We start from the raw sequence: 17,523 nt of genomic DNA, 5'->3' as shown, positions 1-17,523 counted from the left end.
CGAGCCACGAAGGGGAGCACCCACTACATGACTACCAACGACAGCGTCCGGGTGAGCGTTCTCGGGCTGGGCGCGATGGGCAGCGCTCTCGCCGCCGCCCTGGTGACGGCCGGCCACGAGACGACAGTCTGGAACCGCTCGGCGGGCAGGGCGGACGACCTCGCCGCTCAGGGCGCGCAGGTCGCCGCCACAGCAGGCGACGCCGTCCAGGCCAGCCATCTGGTGATCGCATGCCTGCTGGATCACGCGTCGGTCCGCGAGGTGCTCGACCCGCTCGCCGGCCACCTGGCCGGACGGACCCTGGTCAACGTGACCACGACGACACCGAACCAGTCACGCGAGATGGCGGCCTGGGCCACCGAAGCGGGCATCACGTACCTGGACGGCGGCATCATGGCCGTGCCGCAGATGATCGGGCAGCCCGGATCATCCCTGCTCTACAGCGGGTCGGCCGACGCCTTCCACCAGTACCGGCCGCTGCTCGACCGGTGGGGAACCAGCACGTACCACGGCGAGGATCCCGGGCTGGCGTCCCTGTACGACCTCGCCCTGCTCGCGGGCATGTACGTCATGTTCGCCGGATTCATGCACGGCGCCGCCATGGTCGCGCCGGCCGGCATGACGGCCAGCAGGTTCGCCGACATGGCCGTGCCCCTGCTGACCGCCATGACCAACGGCCTCCACGAGTACGCCGCGGTCATCGACGGCGGGGACTACACCGTCGCGGGGCAGCAGAGCCTGGAGTTCTCCGACCTCACCGACATCCTGAACGCCAGCGCCGAGCAGGGCGTCAGCACCGAGGTCGTCGACATGGTCCAGCGCCTCCTGCGGCGGCAGATCGACGCGGGCCACGGAACGGAGGGCTTCGCCAGGATCATCGAGAGCATCAAGAACCCCTGCTAGCGGCGCTCGCCCACCCGGGGCGACGCCAGCCCCGGCGACGCCAGCCCCGGCGGCGCTACTTCCAGCGGAAGTGGATGAAGACGCGGCCGAAGTTCTTCGAGTCCTTCTCGACGCGGTGGTAGAGCTGCTTGACGTCCTTCTGGTCCAGGAACCGCAGCACCCGCTTCTTGAGCTGGCCGGAACCCTTGCCGGGGATGATCTCGACGAGGGTGGCCTTCTTCGCCACCGCCTCGTCCATGATCCCGCGCAGCGCCCGGTCGATGTCGTGGCCCTTGTTGAAGATGTCGTGCAGATCCAGCTTCAGCTTCACGCCGCACCCGCCGGCAGGTCACGTCCCATGACACCGATGGTAGGCCGCCCGGCGGTGAGGGGCCGGCCCCGTCCCGCGCCCGCCGTGGCCCGACACCCCACCGCACCTGTGCCGTCGGGGATGCCGAGCGGGCCATCACCGTCGCACTGCGCAGCGTCACACTGGTGGTCGAGTGTCCAGGCCGCCACCAACCGCCCCGGCTCCCAGGCGGCTTCCTTTCCGTACCTGCCGCACGGGTGGAACGTCGTGGCTGTCAACGGACCCGTTTGACAGCCACGACGTTCCACTCGTCGCGGGAACTGGCCGTTGGGCTGTCCGGGGTACGTCGCCCCGCCCCGGCGACGGCGACACCCGCGCAAGCGGACGGGGCAGCCCTGTCGAGCTGCCCCGTCCGTGCGCCCATGCCGGGCGGCGATCCGTGCGCCGTCAGCGGCCGTCCTCGACCCGGGTCTGCACCCGGTCCAGGGCGACGCGGTAGTCGTCGTTGCCGCTGTGCATCGCCGCCGCGATGCGCAGGTGCCGCAGCGCGTCGGCGTGCCGGTTGAGCCGTTCCAGCGTGCGGCCCAGCACGTGGTGGGCGTAGTGATCGCTGGGATCCCGGTCGACCAGTTCCCGCAGCTGCGCCTCGGCCCGGTTGAGCTGGGCCGAGGCGAAGTACGCCCGGGCCAGCAGCTGCCGCACCGAGGCGTTGCCGGGCTCGGCCTCCACGATCGGTTCGAGTAGCCGGGCCGCTCCGGTCGGGTCACCAGCCTCGAAGAACATGTTCGCCCGCCGGTACTCGGTCAGAAGGTCCATTCGGCCCACCCCCTCGTGTCGCGCCACTGTCCCGACGCTGGCACAACACCCGCCGTACCTCAGCTGTTCCCGCCCTCCCCGCACCCCCGCCCCTCGCGATCTTGCACTTGGCGCCCTGGCGATTGGGGCGAAAGCCGCGAACTCGGGGCCGGAAGTGCAAGATCGCGAGGGGTAGGTGGTGGCGGGCATGGGAAACGTGCGGAATGTGGGGCTGTCAGGCGGAGGCGCCGTGCCGGCCGGTGGCCAACTCCCAGGCGCGGACGCCGCCGACGATGCCGGCGGTGTTGGGCACCACCACCACGTCGTCGCCCATCCGGGCGAGTTGCTCGGGACGGATCAGCCGGGAGTTGCCGCCGCCCAGGTAGAGCCGGTCCCAGCGGAACACCGGGCGCAGCCCGTCCACGACCTGCCGGATCCGGCGGGACCAGAACGCGTCCCCGAGCCGGCGCCGCTCCGGCTCTCCGACATAGGTGTCGTAGGTGGTGTTCCAGCGCACCGGGGCGTGGGACAGCTCCAGGTGCGGGGCGAGCACTCCGCCATCGAAGAGCGCGCTGCCCAGCCCCGTGCCGAGGGTCAGCACCAGCTCGCAGCCGGTCCCGGCGACCACCCCGGCCCCGTGCACCTCGGCGTCGTTCAGCACCAGCGCCGGCACCCCGAACGCCTCGGCGAGCGCGGTCCGCGCGTCGTACCCGGACCACTGCGCGACGAGGCCGGGATCGACCTTCGAACGAGGGCCGGAGCGGGTCACATAATGCGGGGTGGCGACCACCACCCCGTGCCGGATCATGCCGGGCAGGCCGACGGTCAGCCGGTCCGCCGCGGGCAGCCGGCCGCCCAACTCCAGCAGCGTCTTGACGAAGAGCGCCGGCGGCAGAGGGTACGGAGTGGGCACCCGCAGCGGTCGGGCGCGCATCGTGCCCGCCCCGTCCAGCACGGACGCCTTGATCCCGCCGCCGCCACAGTCGATCGCCAGAGTGGTCACCACCCGAGCAGTGTGCCGCGTGCCGCCCGAACATGGTTCGCGATCTTGCACTTTCAGCCCCGCATTCGCGGCTTTCATCACGCTTGTCCGGGCACAAACTGCAAGATCGCGGGGGCGGGCGGAGCGGGGTGGGGCGGGGTGGGGCGGGGTGGGGTGGGGGCGGGGTGGGGAGAGGGAGTGAGGGTGGGGCGAGGGCGGAGGCGGGGTGAGGGTGGCTGGGTGGGGGCGGGGATAGGGTTGGGGGTTGATGAGTGCGACGGTGATTGTCAAGGGGTTGGCTGCGGGGCACGGGGACCGGGCGTTGTTCGCCGGGCTGGACCTGGTGGTCGCGCCGGGGGACGTGGTGGGGCTGGTCGGGCCGAACGGGGCGGGCAAGTCGACGCTGCTGCGTACCCTCGCCGGGTTGCTGCCGGTGGAGGCCGGCGGCGTCACGCTCAGCCCGCCCACCGCGAGCGTGGGGCACCTGCCGCAGGAACCGGAGCGGCGGGCCGGCGAGACCGTGCGGGACTTCCTGGCCCGGCGCACCGGGGTCACCGCCGCGCAGGCCGCGCTGGACGCGGCGACGGCGGCGCTCACCGAGGGCCTGCCCGGCGCCGACGACGCCTACGCCGAGGCGCTGGAGCGTTGGCTCGCCCTCGGCGGGGCGGACCTGGAGGAACGGGCCGAGCAGGTGGCCGCCGAGCTGGGCCTCACGGTCGACCTGGACCACCCGATGACCGGTCTCTCGGGCGGCCAGGCGGCCCGGGCCGGGTTGGCCTCGCTGCTGCTCAGCCGCTACGACGTCTTCCTGCTCGACGAGCCGACCAACGACCTGGACCTGGCCGGCCTGGAGCGGCTGGAGGAGTTCGTCACCGGGCTGCGCGCCGGCACGGTGCTGGTCAGCCACGACCGGGAGTTCCTCGCCCGCACGGTGACCCGGGTGCTGGAGCTGGACCTGCACCAGCAGCAGGTCCGGCACTACGGGGGCGGTTACGCGGGCTATCTGGAGGAGCGCGAGGTGGCCCGCCGGCACGCCCGCGAGGATTTCGAGGAGTACGCCGACACCCGGGCCGGGCTGGAGTCGCGCGCCCGGACCCAGCGGGCCTGGATGGAGAAGGGCGTCAAGAACGCCCGCCGCAAGGCCACCGACAACGACAAGATCGGCCGCAAGTTCCGCGCCGAGGCGACCGAGAAGCAGGCGGCCAAGGCCAAGCAGACCGAGCGGCTGATCGAGCGGCTGGAGGTGGTCGAGGAGCCGCGCAAGGAGTGGGAGCTGCGGATGGAGATCGCCGCCGCGCCCCGCGCCGGCGCCGTCGTGGCCTCGCTGCGTGATGCCGTCGTACGCCGGGGCGACTTCACCCTCGGCCCGGTGACCCTCCAGATCGACTGGGCCGACAAGGTTGCGGTGACCGGGGCGAACGGCTCCGGCAAGTCGACCCTGCTCGCCGCCCTGCTGGGCCGGCTTCCCCTCGACTCCGGGCACGCCGCGCTCGGCCCGGGCGTGGTGGTCGGCGAGGTGGACCAGGCCCGGGGGCTGTTCCTCGGTGACGTACCGCTGATCGACGCGTTCGGCGCCGCCGTACCGCAGCTGTCGCCGGCGGACGCGCGGACGCTGCTGGCCAAGTTCGGCCTGCGCGCGGGGCACGTGCTGCGGCCGGCGGCGACCCTGTCGCCGGGCGAGCGGACCCGGGCGGCGCTGGCGCTGCTCCAGGGCCGCGGGGTGAACCTGCTGGTGCTGGACGAGCCGACGAACCACCTGGACCTGCCCGCCATCGAGCAGCTGGAATCGGCGCTGGCCAGCTACCCGGGCACGCTGCTGCTGGTCACCCACGACCGGCGGATGCTCGACGCGGTGACCACGAACCGGCGGCTGCGGGTGGCCGCCGGACGGATCGCCGAGGACTGATCCGTGCCGACCCGCCTGCGGCGGGTGAGAATGGCTCCATGCTCAAGTGGGAGTACGCGCTGCTGGTCCGCCGTCGCCAGGCGGCCACCACCGACATCGGCTGGGAGATCGTCTTCGTCTGGTACGGCCCGGACGGCTCCATGGTCGACGTGACGCCCTACGGCGACACCTCGTTGGCGCACCTGAACCGGGCCGGCGACCAGGGCTGGGAGCTGGTGGCGATGAGCGAGGATCCGTCCATGCCCGGCAGCAGCGAGTTGCATCGCTACCACCTCAAGCGGCCCAAGGCCACCGCACCGCCGCCCCGGCAGCGGATGCGCGGCGGCGGACGTCCCCGGCGGACGATCACCGGCTGACCCCGTCCGGCCCGCGCTGCGTGCCGCGACCCGGACGGGGATCGCGGCACGGACGGGGATCGCGGCACGGACGGGGATCGCGGCACGGACGGGATTGCGACGCCAACGATCCGGTTCGTGGCCCGGCACAGGCATAACGGGCGGGGATCCGGGTATCGGCCGGCGGGAGGTGGCCCGAATGGTCGCGATGGCACAGACCCCGCCCTCGGCCGAGCGGCTGCGGGCGATCGACGGATTCCTCGCCGAGTCGTGGGCCGACCAGGCCCGGCACGACGACCGGCTGCGCGACCTCGCGGTCGAGGTGCGCTTCGACCGGGGGGTTGCCCACCTCAGCGGAGAGGTCGCCGAGCAGGCCGAGCTGCGCCTGGTCCGGGACCGGGTCGGCCGGCTGGCCGGGGTGCTCGGCGTGTGGGGCCGGGTACGCGTCGGCGGGCGCGACCCGGTGGTGGTCGACCTGGGCTGCGGCGCCACCAAGCAGTGGCCGGGCAATCTGGGGCTGGACATCTTCCCGGCCCCGGGGGTGGACGCGGTGGCGGACCTCTCCGGCTCGCTGCCGCTGGCCGACGACTCGGTGGACGTCTTCTTCGCGGTGCACATCCTGGAGCACCTGATCGACTTCCTGTCGCTGGTCGACGAGTGTCACCGGGTGCTCCGGCCGGGCGGCGTGCTGCACGTGATGAGCCCGTGGTGGCGGCACGTGAACGCCGTGGCCGACCCGACCCATGTGCGGCTGCTCGACGTGCAGACGGTCAAGGGGATCTGCCTCCAGCGCCCGCCGGGCACCCCGCGCTGGTATCCGTTGCACGTCGGCTGCGACGGCGCGTCGATCTTCGCCGACCTCACCCCGCTGCCGCCGGGCGCGGACGGCCCCAACCCTTCCCACCTGGCCCGCTTCTTCGACTGAGCACGCCAGCGACGACCCGGAGGGGACCACCGGCGCCGACCCGATCGGTGGCGCCGGAGACGACGGACGTATCGATCCCGCCCAGACCCTTGCGCGGACCCCGTGTGGTGTGAAAATTTCCTACCAGCGGTAGATAGCCTGCGGCGAATCTTGCCGTCTACGCCGCGATGAACCCCTGACACGGGAGCCCCAACGAAGGGACACACCGCATGAAGGCAACTCGGCTCGGAGCCGCCGGGCTGGCCGCCGCCCTGCTCGGCGCGCTCGTCGCCGCGACCCCCGCGAGCGCGACGCCCGACACGGCGACCACCACCGCCTCCACCACCACCTGCGTCACCGACCCGGCCACGCCGAAGCGGCAGTTCCGGGCCATGTGGATCTCGTCGGTCGTCAACATCGACTGGCCGACCAAGGCGTCGCACACCGCGCCGGACCGGATCGCCACCCAGCAGGCCGAGTACCGCAGGCTGCTCGACCTCGCCGAGCGGCTCAACCACAACGCCGTGGTCGTCCAGATCCGGCCGACCGCCGACGCGCTGTGGCCGTCGCCGCACGAGCCCTGGTCGGAGTACCTGACCGGGGTCCGCGGGCAGGACCCCGGCTGGGACCCGCTGAAGTTCGTGGTCGAGGAGGCGCACAAGCGGAACCTGGAGTTCCACGCCTGGTTCAACCCGTACCGCGTCTCCATGCCCGCCCCGGGCGGCGCCGGCGCGGACATCAACCTCCTCGCGCCGAACCACCCGGCGCGGGCGAACCCCGATTGGGTCTTCGCCTACCCGCCGGCCGGGGTCGCCGGCAGCCGGCTCTACTACAACCCCGGCATCCCCGAGGTCCGCGAGTTCGTGCAGACCGCCATGATGGACGCGGTCAAGCGGTACGACATCGACGGTGTGCACTTCGACGACTACTTCTACCCCTACCCGAGCGGCGCTCACCAGGTGCCCGACGACGCTGCCTTCGCGGCGTACAACCGGGGCATCACCAACAAGGCCGACTGGCGGCGGGACAACACCAACCTGCTGATCCAGGAGATGGGCATCAAGGTCAAGGCCGAGAAGCCGTGGGTGAAGTTCGGCGTCAGCCCGTTCGGCATCTGGCGCAACCAGTCGGTCGACCCGCTGGGCTCGGACACCACCGGCAGCCAGGCGTACGACACTGTCTCCGCCGACACCCGCAAGTGGGTCAAGGAGGAGTGGATCGACTACATCGTGCCGCAGCTCTACTGGTACATCGGCCAGTACCCGGCCGCCGACTACGCCCGGCTGGTGCCGTGGTGGGCGGACGTGGTGAAGGGCACCAAGGTGCAGCTCTACATCGGGCAGGCCGACTACAAGAGCGGTGACCCGGTCTACGGCTCGTTCTGGCAGAACCCGCGCGAGCTGTCCGACCACCTGACGCTCAACCGGGCGTACCCGGAGATCCAGGGCAACATCCACTTCTCGGCAGTACAGGTGCAGGCCAACCGGCTCGGCGCCACCGACATCTACGCCGCCGAGCACTACTCCCGGCCGGCGCTGATCCCGACCATGTCGCACCTGCCGAAGAAGCCGCTGCTCATGCCGGTGGTCACCAGGGCCGCACGGCAGGACGACGGGGTCCGCCTGAACTGGCTCCAGCCGGCCGACGGCGTGGGCCCGCTCGGCACCGCCAAGTCGTACGCGGTCTACCGCTTCGACGGGATCGGCCTGGCCGGCCGGTGCGACTTCGCCGACGCGGCGCACCTGGTCGACACCGTCCGCGCCAACGCCGGCACCCGGACCCAGTCCTGGGTGGACACCACGGCCGAGGCCGGCAAGCGGTACACCTACTACGTGACCGCGCTCGACCGGCTGGCGAACGAGAGCCCGGCAAGCCCGCCGGCATTCGTCCGCTGACCTCCGACCGGATGCCCCGGGTGCCCCAGGCACCCGGGGCATCCGGCTGTTTCGGCACCTGTCAGCATCCGGGGTTCGCAGCCCCGCCCGCCCGGCGCGGACACGGCCCCGGCCAGCGCGGACACGGGCCCCGGGCGGCGCGGCCCCCCGGCGGGCCCCGCCGTCAGGCGTGACCGGTGTGGTGCCGGCGACGGTCGGGGGTGACCGGCTGGCGGGGAACCACCCGGACGTGACCGGCCCCGAACCTCGCCGAGCCCGCCGCCAGGTCCGGGTGCTCGACGCCGAGGGCCAGCGCCGCCGCCTCCTCCAGCCCCAGCTCGGCCCCCTCGCCGTACGCGCCGTCGAAGGCCGCGTCGCCCAACTCCTGACGCAGCTCCCCCTGCCGCTGCGCCCAGTACCCGTCGTAGATACCCGGGGCGCAGCGCATGCTCGCCCGGGTCGCCCCCGCCGCGCCGAACAGGCGGGCCGCCGTCAGTCCGTCACCGCCGTCCGCGCAGCGCACCGCCATCGCGTTCAACGTGTCGCAGGCCCGACCGTGAAAGCCGTGACCCATCCTCGACCGGAGCGCCACCTGGAGGTGCTCGTGCGCGGCGACCAGGTCACCGCGCGCCAGGGCGACCATCCCGAGCAGCATGTCGACCGAACGCCGCCCCCGCTCCACCGGGCGGGCCGCCTCCACCGGGCGGGCCGCGCCCAGCAGCTCGGCCGCCTCGTCCAGGGCACCCCGCCGCCAGAGCAGCTCAGCCAGCCTGAGCACCCCGAAGAACGCGTCGCCGACCGCCTCCTGGCCGGAGGCCCAGTCGATCACCTCGCGGCAGACCCGCTCAGCCTCCGCGAACTGTCCCATGTCGACCAGCGGGGCCGCCCGCCCGGCGAGCACCCGGGCGAGCAGGCCGACGTCGCCCGCCTGCCGGGCCGCCGCCTCCGCCCGCTGGGAGTAGCGCAGCTCCTCGGCGAACTCGCCGTCCGCGCCGGCGTGCAGCGAGTGCATGTGGTACGCCGCCGCCAGCTCGGCGTCCGGAATCCGCTCCCCCGTCTCGGCGATCCGCCCGTACAGCCGGAACAGCCAGAGCCGTCCCTCCCGGGCCAGGCCCCGCTCCCGCCACCACTGGTCGAGGCCCCCGGCCAGCCGCAGGCCGGCCCGGGCACTGCCGCCGGTGGCGCACCAGCGCAACGCGGCACGCAGCTCACCGGCGAGCGGGTCGAGTGCGTAGAGCGAGAGAGTCACCGGCCGCCCGTCCGGGCCGAGGTGGGCCCGCTCCAGCGCGTGTACCGCCCACGCCACGTGCCGGTTGCGGGCCGACTGTTCCTCCCCCGCCTCCACCAGCCGACGCGCCGCGTACGCCCGGATCGGGTCGAGCATCCGGTAGGTGCCGCCCGAGGCGTGCGGCTCCGCCAGCACCATCGACTTGTCGACCAGGACCGAGAGCGGATCGAGCGGATCGTCGCCGAGCAGCCACTCCACCGTCGCCAGGTCGACCGGGCCGGCGAAGACCGCCAGCCAGCGCAGCAGCCGGGCGGCGCGTGGCCCCAGCGTGCGGTACGACCAGGTGACCGTGGCCTGCATGGTCAGGTGCCGTTCGGTGGCGGGGCGCTGCACATCCCGGACGGGCAGACCGGGCAGCGCCATCTCCACGGCCGCCGCGACCAGGTCCACCGGGTCCTGCTGCTCGCCCGACCAGTCCGGCCCGACCGGGGACGGCTTCGTGTCCCGGCCCGCGTCCAGGGTGCCCAGCACGTCGTCGAGACGCTCGGCGAGCTGCCCGACGGAGAGCACCCGCAGCCGGGCGGCGGCCAGCTCGATGGCGAGCGGCAGCCCGTCCAACCGCCGTACGACCCGGCGCAGGTCGGCCGACTCTGCCGGGTCCGGCGGCCGACCACCCCGGGCCGCCGCCGTCCGGTCCAGCAGCAGCGCGACCGCGTCGCTCTCCGCCCCGTCCGTCGATGGGTCGACCGACAACGGCGGGATCCGCCAGACCACCTCGCCCGGCAGGCCGAACGACTCCCGGCTGGTGGCGAGCACCCGGACGTTCACCCCGCCGGCGAGCAGCCGGGAGATCACGTCGGCCGAGGCTGCCGGCTGGGCGTCGCAGGTGTCCAGGAGGACGAGCATCCGGCGCGCGGCGGCGTACTCCACCAGCGTGTCGACCATCGGGCGGCCCGGCTCGGGACGCAGGCCGAGCACGGCGGCGACCTCGAACGCCACCAGGCCCGGGTCGGTGACCGCGGCGACGTCGACGAACCAGACGCCGTCCGGGTGGGACTCCACCAGGTCGACGGCGAACTCCACGGCCAGCCGGGTCTTGCCCGCACCGCCCGCGCCGAGGACGGTGACCAGCCGGTGCGCCTCCACCAGCCGCTTCAGCTCGGCGCGCTCGGCGTGCCGGCCGATGAACGAGGTGACCGGGGTGGGCAGGTTGTGCGCGGTCGCGTCGGCGGTGCGGGGCCGCGGGAACTGCCGCTCCAGGCCGGGCGCGACCAGTTGGAGGAGCCGCTCCCGGTCGTCGAAGCCGCGCAGCCGGTGCAGGCCGAGGTCGAGCAGGGACGCGCCGGGCGGCAGCGGCGCCGCGTGTCGCGCCGTCGCCGCCGAGCAGAGCACCTGGCCGCCGTGGGCGGCTGCGGCTACCCGGGCCGCGCGGTGCACCTCCGGGGAGGCGTACTCGCCGTCGCGCGGCTCCGCCCAGCCGGTGTGCAGCCCCATCCGGACCCGGGGGACGGCGTCGGCGGTGGGCCACTCGTGGCTGGCCAGCGCCCGTTGCGCGGTCAGGCAGGCGGTCAGCGCGGCGGTCGCGTCGCCGAAGGCGAGGAAGAACGAGTCCCCCTCGGTCAACAGCTCCGCGCCCTCGGTCGCGGCGATCGTCCGGCGCAGCAGACGGCGGTGCTCCCGCAGCACCGGCGGGTAGTCCGGGCCGAGCAGCTGGGCCAGCCGGGTGGAACCCTCGATGTCGGTGAAGACGAAGGTCACCAACCCGCTCGGGAGGTGGATCCGTGGCGACATGGTGGAACCTCCGCCCGTGACGTCGGACTCATGCTGCCTGATACCGGACCATCACGCATCGTGAGAACGGTCGGCCGGGCCCGGACCCAGGGGCCGTCCGCCCTCGACCACCACGAGAGGAGCCGGCAGGTGCCGCTGGACGAAGGACCGGCCCGGCGCGGGCGGACGGTGCGGGACCGACGGTGACGCGCCGGTCAGCAGCCGCAGCCACCGCCGCAACAGCCGCCGCCGGCCGGAGCCGGCGCACCACCGGCAGCACCGCTGCCGCCGCCTCGGCCGGTGACCGCGACGGTGGAGAGGAGCTTGACCGTGTCGGCGTGCCCCTGCGGGCAGGACGCGGGCTCGGCGGCGTGCGCCATCGGGCGGTTGACCTCGAAGGTGTCACCGCAGGCGCGGCAACGAAACTCGTACCGGGGCATGGCACAAGGGTACGACCGGTCCTGACGTACGGAGGGACATGGGTGATACTCAACTTGTGGCGGACGGCGAGGACAGGACGACCCTTCGGCCCCTGCGGCCGGCAGCGCCGATCGACGGGCCGCTCGCCGGTTCCGGGGCCGGACCCGAACCCGCCACGCGGTTGCCGCGTCCCCGCCGCCCCTGGCTGAAATTCGGCGCCTCCGCCGCCGGCACCTCTGCCGAGGCCGGCGCCCCGGCGGCCGGGCCCGCACCCGCCGGGCCGGCGAAGACTCCGGCCGGGTCCTCCACACCGGAGCCGCCGGAAGCCGGGCCCACGCCCACACCCACCGCCGCCGCGAAGCCCGGCGACACCGACAAGCCCGCCGCCGCAAAGCCGGACGACGAGTCCGCCACCGAGCCGAAGCCGGGCGACACGCCGGCCGCCGAGCCAAAGCCAGGCGACACGCGGGCCCTTGAGCCAAAGCCGGACGACACGCCGGCCGCCGAGCCAAAGCCGGACGACACGCCGGCCGCCGAGCCGAAGCCGGACGACACGCCGGCCACGGCCGGGAAGCCGGACGACACGCCCACGACGGATGCGAAGCCCGGCGACCGGCCGGCCACCACCGCGAAGCCGGACGACCTCACGGAGACGAAGGTCGACGCGCCCGCGACGAAACCGGCCACCGGGCCCCGGCGCCGCCGGGTGCAGTTCGCGCACGCCGTACGCCAGCCGCCGCACCGCGTCGCGATGGCCGCGGCCCGCGCCACCCGGGACTGGTCGCGGCGGCCCAGCGGACGACTCACCCTGCCCGGGGTGTTCCTGCTCGCCCTGGTCGCGGCAACGGCTACGGCTGGCGCGCTGCTGGTGCCCGCGACGGCCCGGGGGCCCCGTCCGGTGGCCGCCGACGCCACCTCCGCCACGCCGACCACCGCGCCGCAGGTGCCGCTGCCCGGCGGGCTGCCGCTGCCCAACCAGACGGTGCCGCCGCCCGGCACGGTGCCGACCGGGCCGCCCGGCGGCGGGATCACCGGCCGGCCGTCGGACGCGCTCGCCGGCTGGGCCGCCCAGATCGGGCCGAAGGTTGGCATCTCGCCGGTGGCCATGCAGGCGTACGGCTACGCCGAGCTGGTGCTCTCCCAGACCAACCGCAGCTGCGGGCTGAGCTGGACCACCCTGGCGGCCATCGGGTTCGTCGAGTCGGGGCACGGCCAGGCCAACAACGCCAAGTTGGGCCAGGACGGCAAGGCGCTTCCCGAGATCATCGGCCTGCCGCTGGACGGGCAGGGTGGTCGGATGCGCATCCCCGACACCGACCGTGGCCTGCTGGACAAGGACCCCGTCCTCGACCGGGCGGTCGGGCCGATGCAGTTCATCCCGACCACCTGGCAGGAGATCGGGGCCGACGCCGACAACGACGGTGTGAAGGACCCGCACGACCTGGACGACGCCGCCCTCGCCGCCGGCAACTACCTCTGCAAGGGCGGGCGGAACCTCACCATCCCGGCCGACTGGTGGAGCGCGATCCTGTCGTACAACGACGTCCGTCGGTACGCCCAGGACGTCCACGACACCGCCAACCGTTACGGACAGGCCAGCCGCACGTGAAGTGATCGTCTGCATACATTGGAGAACTGGACACTTCCCCCCGGCAGCCGTTAGCGGCAAGCTAGACGGGTGATGGTGCGCGAGTGGGACCCCAGGACCGCGTCGTCCGCCGAGATCGCGTCGCTGCTGGACACGCTGAACGCGGTCCTGGCGGCCGATCTGCCGCGGGATCCGCCGTGGCGGGAGATTTCCATGCGGGAATATCTCGCCGAGGTAATGCCCGGTGAGCGGCGGATCTCCTGGGTCGCCCAGGCGGAGAAGGCCGCCGACGGCAGCCCAGGGGCGATCCTGGGTCATGTGCACGTGCTGCTGCTCGGCGACATCGGGGTGCTGGAGGTGCTGGTGCACCCGTCGGCCCGGCGCACGGGCCTCGGCCGGAGCCTCGTCCTGACCGCCGCCCGACGGGCCTACCAGGAGGGCTTCCAGTCGATCGGGGTGGAGGTGGTCGGCGACACGCCGGCCATCGCCTTCTACGAGGCGCTCGGCTTCTCGAAGGAGTTCGTCGAGACCCGCAGCGTGCTGGACCTGTCCGGGGTGGACTGGGCCGAGCTGGCCGAGATGGCCACCGGCATCGGCGCGGGCTACCACCTGGAGTTCCACCCCGGCGGCCCGCCGGACGAGCTGATCGACGCGTACGCCCGGGCCAAGGCGGAGGTGCGCGACGTCGAGGACGGCGAGCTGCGCCCCAGCTCCTACGACCCACAGCGGCTGCGGGACAGCCTGGACTGCCTGCACCGGCGGGGCATGAAGCCCTACATCGTGCTCGCCCTGCACGAGCAGACCGGGGAGGTGGCCGGGCTGACCGAGGTCGTCGTGCCGGCCCAGCACCCCACCCGCGCCGACCAGTACGACACCATCGTGGTGCAGGACCACCGGGGCTATGGCATCGACCGGGCGATCAAGGCCCGGATGCTGATGGAGCTGCGCTCGACGGAGGCGCAGCTGGCCGAGGTGCAGACCTGGAACGCGCAGGCCAACGAGGCGATGCTCAAGGTCAACGCCGAGCTGGGCTACCGGCCGGACCGCGAATGGTGCGAATACAGCATCGACGTGGCCGAGCTGGTGCACCGCATCGACGCCGGACGTTGACCGGAGAGTTCAGGAAACTGTCGTCTGGGGGATGGACGGCGGTCAGCAGCGCCCCTTAACGTGCGTTAGTTCCCCGTCCACCCATCGTGGAGGCCACATGCGCCCGCGCCGCACTCTTGCCGCGCTCGCGACCGCCACCGCCGCCGTGACCGTCGCGGCCGTCGGCATCGCACCCACCGCGGCCAGCGCCGCGCCCACCGACCTCTTCATCTCGGAATACGTCGAAGGCTCGTCGAACAACAAGGCGATCGAGCTGTTCAACGGCACCGGCGCCGCCGTCGATCTGGCCGCCAGCGGCTACCAGCTCCAGTTGCACTTCAACGGCTCCACCACCCCGACGAACCTGGCCCTGACCGGCACCGTCGCGGCCGGTGACGCCTTCGTCCTCGCCTCCGCCTCGGCCGCGCCGGGCATCCTCGACCGGGCCGACCAGACCACGACCGCCAGCCTGTTCAACGGCGACGACGCGATCGTGCTGCGTCGCGGCGGCACCGTGCTCGACTCGATCGGCCAGGTCGGCGTCGACCCGGGCACCGAGTGGGGCACGGGCGTCACCAGCACCGCCGACAACACGCTGCGTCGGTCGGCCGCCGTGACCGCCGGCGACCCCGACCCCTCCGACGCGTTCGACCCGGCCGCCCAGTGGGCCGGCTTCCCCGTCGACACGTTCGACGGGCTCGGCGCGCACACGGTCGACGGCGGGGGCCCGGTCGACGCGCCGGCCACGCTCACCTGCGGGCCGACGCTGGTCACCTCGGCCGGCACGGCAGCCACCCGGGAGGTCACCGCCACCGACGCGGACGACCGGATCGTCGACCTGGCGGTCACCTCGGTCAGCCCGACCCCGGCCACCGGCTCCGTCAGCCGCTCGGCGGTCACCCCGGCCGACGCGGTCGGCGGCACCGCCCGGGCCACGGTCGGCACGAGCGCCGACCTGGCCGCCGGGGCGTACACCGTGGTGCTGACCTCGACCGACGCGGACGGCGACACCGCCACCTGCACCCTGGCCGTGCAGGTCACCCGGGAGTTGACTGTCGGCGAGGTGCAGGGCCCGACCACCGACGCCGAGTCCGGCCCTGCCGACCGGTCGCCGCTCGCGCCGGCCTCCGGCAACGGGACCAGCAGCACGCTGCACGACGTACGCGGCGTGATCACCCAGCTCACCCTGGCCCGCGACTCGGCGGGCCGGAACCAGTACGGCTTCTTCCTGCAGAGCCGGTCGGACGCCACCGACGGCGACCCGACCAGCTCGGACGGCATCTTCGTCTTCATGGGCTCGTTCACCTCCCTGATCGGCGGCTACGTGCCGACGGCCGGCGACGAGGTGGTGCTGCGCGCCCGGGTCTCCGAGTACTTCAACTTCACCCAGCTCTCCGGTGCGTCGCTGGTCCGCCGGATCGCCTCCGGGGTGGACGTGAACGCCGAGGTCGAGGTGACCGACGCGGTGCCGCCGGTCGAGTTGGCGGCGGCGCAGCGCTTCTTCGAGCGGCACGAGGGCGCCCGGCTGCGGGTGCGTGCGGGCAGCGGCGCGGTGAGCGGGCGGAACGTCTTCCCCTCCACCGCCGACGCGGAGATCTTCGTGATCGACCGGGACGACCCGCTGCTCGACCGCGCCGACCCGCTCGCCCGTCGGGTGTTCCGGGACGCGCACCCGCTGGACAACGACCCGGGCCGCCGCTTCGACGACGGCAACGGGCAGCGCGTCCTGCTCGGCAGCATGGGCGTCAAGGGCACCACGGGTGACAGCGGCGCGCTGCTCCCGCCCGCGCGCACCTTCGACACGCTGACCGCCGACGCGGTCGGCGGGCTCTACTACTCGTTCGAGAAGTACGGCGTGCAGGTCGAGCGGGCCGCGTTCACCGGCGGGACCGATCCGTCGACGAACAACCCGCCGAAGCCGGCCAACCGGTCGGAGGAGATCGCGGTCGCGACCTACAACGTCGAGAACCTGTACGACTACCGTGACGACCCCTTCGACGGGTGCGACTTCGCCGGCAACGCCGGCTGCACCGGGGTGCGCCCGCCGTTCGACTACGTCCCGGGCAGCGAGCAGGAGTACCGCGAGCAGCTCGTCGCGCTGGCCGACCAGATCACCACCGACCTGCACTCGCCGGACCTGATCCTGGTGCAGGAGGCCGAGGACCAGGACATCTGCTCGGTCTCGGGCGGTGTGCTGGTCTGCGGCAGCACGGACAACGCGGACGGGGCACCGGACAGCCTCCAGGACCTGGCGCTGACCATCACGGCCGCCGGTGGCCCGACCTACCAGGCCGCGTACGACCGGACCGGCGCGGACGCCCGGGGCATCACCGCGGCGTTCCTGTTCCGCACCGACCGGGTGTCGCTGGCCGAGGCCACCGCCGGCGACCCGCTGCTGGGTTCGGCGCCAACGGTCCAGTACCGAAGCGCGGGCCTACCGGCCAACGCTGACGTGCAGAACCCGAAGGCGCTCAACGCGGTCCTTCCCCCCGACGTGGACACGTCCACCGGCAAGGACGGCAACAACGTCTTCACCCGAGCCCCGCAGCTCGGCAGGTTCACCGTCGCGGCGGCGCCCGGTTCCACCGAGCGGTACACCCTGTGGGCCGCGAGCAACCACTACTCGTCGGGGCCGGACAGCCGGGTCGGGCAGCGCCGGGAGCAGGCCGCGTACGGTGCCGCGATCGTCACCGCTATCGAGGCGTCGGATCCGCACGCGCGGGTGGTCTACGGCGGGGACCTGAACGTCTTCCCCCGCCCCGACGATCCCATCGCCACGGCGGCGGAGCCCACCGGGTCGGACCAGCTCGGTCCGCTGTACGGGGCCGGCATGCGCAACCTGTGGGACGACCTGCTCGCCGACGCGCCGTCGTCCGCCTACTCGTACAGCTTCGAGGGGCAGGCGCAGACGCTGGACCACCTGTTCGTGAACGGCACGCTGCACCGGGACCTGGTGCAGATGCGGGCCGCGCACATCAACGCCGACTGGCCGGCCGACCACGCCGGCGACGGCACCCGCGGCTCCAGCGACCACGACCCGCAGGTGGCCCGGTTCCGCTCCCGGGCGTCGCTGAGCGTCAGCGACGCGTCGGTGGTCGAGGGCGACCGGGGCACCCGGCCGTTGACCTTCACGGTCGCCGTGTCGCGGCCGTTGTCCCAGCCGGTGCTGCTCTGTGCCGCCACCTATGGCACCACGGCCCAGGCCGGCGCCGACTACGACCCGTACGTCGGCTGCAAGGTGCTGGCTGCCGGGCAGACCTCGCTGGCCTTCCCGGTGACCGTGCGCGGCGACCGGAAACGGGAGGCGGACGAGAAGGTGACCCTGCTGGTGGCCGGGGTGCCGGGCCTGCGCCTGGCCGACCCCCTCGCCGTGGGCACCATCACCGACGACGACTGACGTCGCACCGGAGCGCGTCCCGACGGCCCGCCGACCAGGAGTC

Annotated in this window: 12 protein-coding genes and 1 pseudogene; 8 read left to right on the top strand and 5 right to left on the bottom strand. The window is 73.4% G+C overall.

Annotated elements, in window-relative coordinates; all coding sequences use genetic code 11:
* The first annotated feature begins 27 nt into the window (after positions 1–27).
* A complete protein-coding gene (locus tag GA0070608_RS12915) occupies positions 28–903 on the top strand; it encodes an NAD(P)-dependent oxidoreductase (RefSeq protein ID WP_091627416.1) in 876 nt (291 codons plus the stop codon).
* A gap of 55 nt (positions 904–958) precedes the next feature.
* On the opposite strand, the gene GA0070608_RS12910 is transcribed toward GA0070608_RS12915, so the two are convergent.
* From GA0070608_RS12910 to GA0070608_RS12900, 3 genes are all read right to left on the bottom strand, one after another.
* On the bottom strand, positions 959–1,213 hold the full coding sequence (locus tag GA0070608_RS12910; protein ID WP_091627412.1) for a Smr/MutS family protein: 255 nt from the start codon (positions 1,211–1,213) through the stop codon (positions 959–961).
* A 426-nt stretch (positions 1,214–1,639) separates the two neighbouring features.
* The gene (locus tag GA0070608_RS12905) at positions 1,640–2,008 is read right to left on the bottom strand and encodes a tetratricopeptide repeat protein (protein ID WP_091627409.1); all 369 of its coding nucleotides are present in this window, start codon (positions 2,006–2,008) and stop codon (positions 1,640–1,642) included.
* Between the two features lie 214 nt (positions 2,009–2,222).
* Positions 2,223–2,993: an ROK family protein gene (locus GA0070608_RS12900; protein ID WP_091627405.1), complete on the bottom strand. Its 771-nt coding sequence runs from the start codon at positions 2,991–2,993 to the stop codon at positions 2,223–2,225.
* A 244-nt stretch (positions 2,994–3,237) separates the two neighbouring features.
* On the opposite strand from GA0070608_RS12900, the gene GA0070608_RS12895 reads away from it, so the two are divergent.
* The 4 genes and pseudogenes from GA0070608_RS12895 (at position 3,238) to GA0070608_RS12880 (ending at position 8,009) form a co-directional block, all read left to right on the top strand.
* Positions 3,238–4,875, top strand: a complete 1,638-nt coding sequence (locus GA0070608_RS12895; protein ID WP_091627401.1) for an ABC-F family ATP-binding cassette domain-containing protein — start codon at positions 3,238–3,240, stop codon at positions 4,873–4,875.
* A 38-nt stretch (positions 4,876–4,913) separates the two neighbouring features.
* Positions 4,914–5,159: pseudogene (locus GA0070608_RS12890) on the top strand (hypothetical protein); the annotation flags it as partial.
* 250 nt (positions 5,160–5,409) lie between these two features.
* Positions 5,410–6,135: a methyltransferase domain-containing protein gene (locus tag GA0070608_RS12885; protein WP_091627393.1), complete on the top strand. Its 726-nt coding sequence runs from the start codon at positions 5,410–5,412 to the stop codon at positions 6,133–6,135.
* A gap of 209 nt (positions 6,136–6,344) precedes the next feature.
* Complete coding sequence (locus GA0070608_RS12880) at positions 6,345–8,009, top strand: glycoside hydrolase family 10-like protein (protein ID WP_091627389.1); 1,665 nt, start codon at positions 6,345–6,347, stop codon at positions 8,007–8,009.
* A gap of 163 nt (positions 8,010–8,172) precedes the next feature.
* On the opposite strand, the gene GA0070608_RS12875 is transcribed toward GA0070608_RS12880, so the two are convergent.
* Positions 8,173–11,007: an ATP-binding protein gene (locus GA0070608_RS12875; protein WP_091627386.1), complete on the bottom strand. Its 2,835-nt coding sequence runs from the start codon at positions 11,005–11,007 to the stop codon at positions 8,173–8,175.
* Positions 11,008–11,201: 194 nt separating this feature from the next.
* Positions 11,202–11,426, bottom strand: a complete 225-nt coding sequence (locus GA0070608_RS12870) for an FmdB family zinc ribbon protein (RefSeq protein WP_091627383.1) — start codon at positions 11,424–11,426, stop codon at positions 11,202–11,204.
* A 38-nt stretch (positions 11,427–11,464) separates the two neighbouring features.
* On the opposite strand from GA0070608_RS12870, the gene GA0070608_RS12865 reads away from it, so the two are divergent.
* The 3 genes from GA0070608_RS12865 (at position 11,465) to GA0070608_RS12855 (ending at position 17,480) form a co-directional block, all read left to right on the top strand.
* Positions 11,465–13,015: a lytic murein transglycosylase gene (locus tag GA0070608_RS12865; RefSeq protein ID WP_141719461.1), complete on the top strand. Its 1,551-nt coding sequence runs from the start codon at positions 11,465–11,467 to the stop codon at positions 13,013–13,015.
* Between the two features lie 72 nt (positions 13,016–13,087).
* Positions 13,088–14,104 (top strand): GNAT family N-acetyltransferase, encoded by a 1,017-nt coding sequence (locus tag GA0070608_RS12860; protein WP_091627375.1) that lies wholly within the window; start codon positions 13,088–13,090, stop codon positions 14,102–14,104.
* Between the two features lie 97 nt (positions 14,105–14,201).
* Positions 14,202–17,480 carry a lamin tail domain-containing protein gene (locus tag GA0070608_RS12855; RefSeq protein WP_091627372.1) on the top strand — a complete coding sequence of 1,093 codons (3,279 nt, stop codon included), beginning with the start codon at positions 14,202–14,204 and terminating at the stop codon, positions 17,478–17,480.
* Positions 17,481–17,523: the final 43 nt, after the last annotated feature.

The organism is Micromonospora peucetia (assembly GCF_900091625.1).
Taxonomy (GTDB): domain Bacteria; phylum Actinomycetota; class Actinomycetes; order Mycobacteriales; family Micromonosporaceae; genus Micromonospora; species Micromonospora peucetia.
The sequence above is the reverse complement of the archived record's forward strand: the minus strand, read 5'-3'. Positions and strand labels throughout refer to the sequence as shown.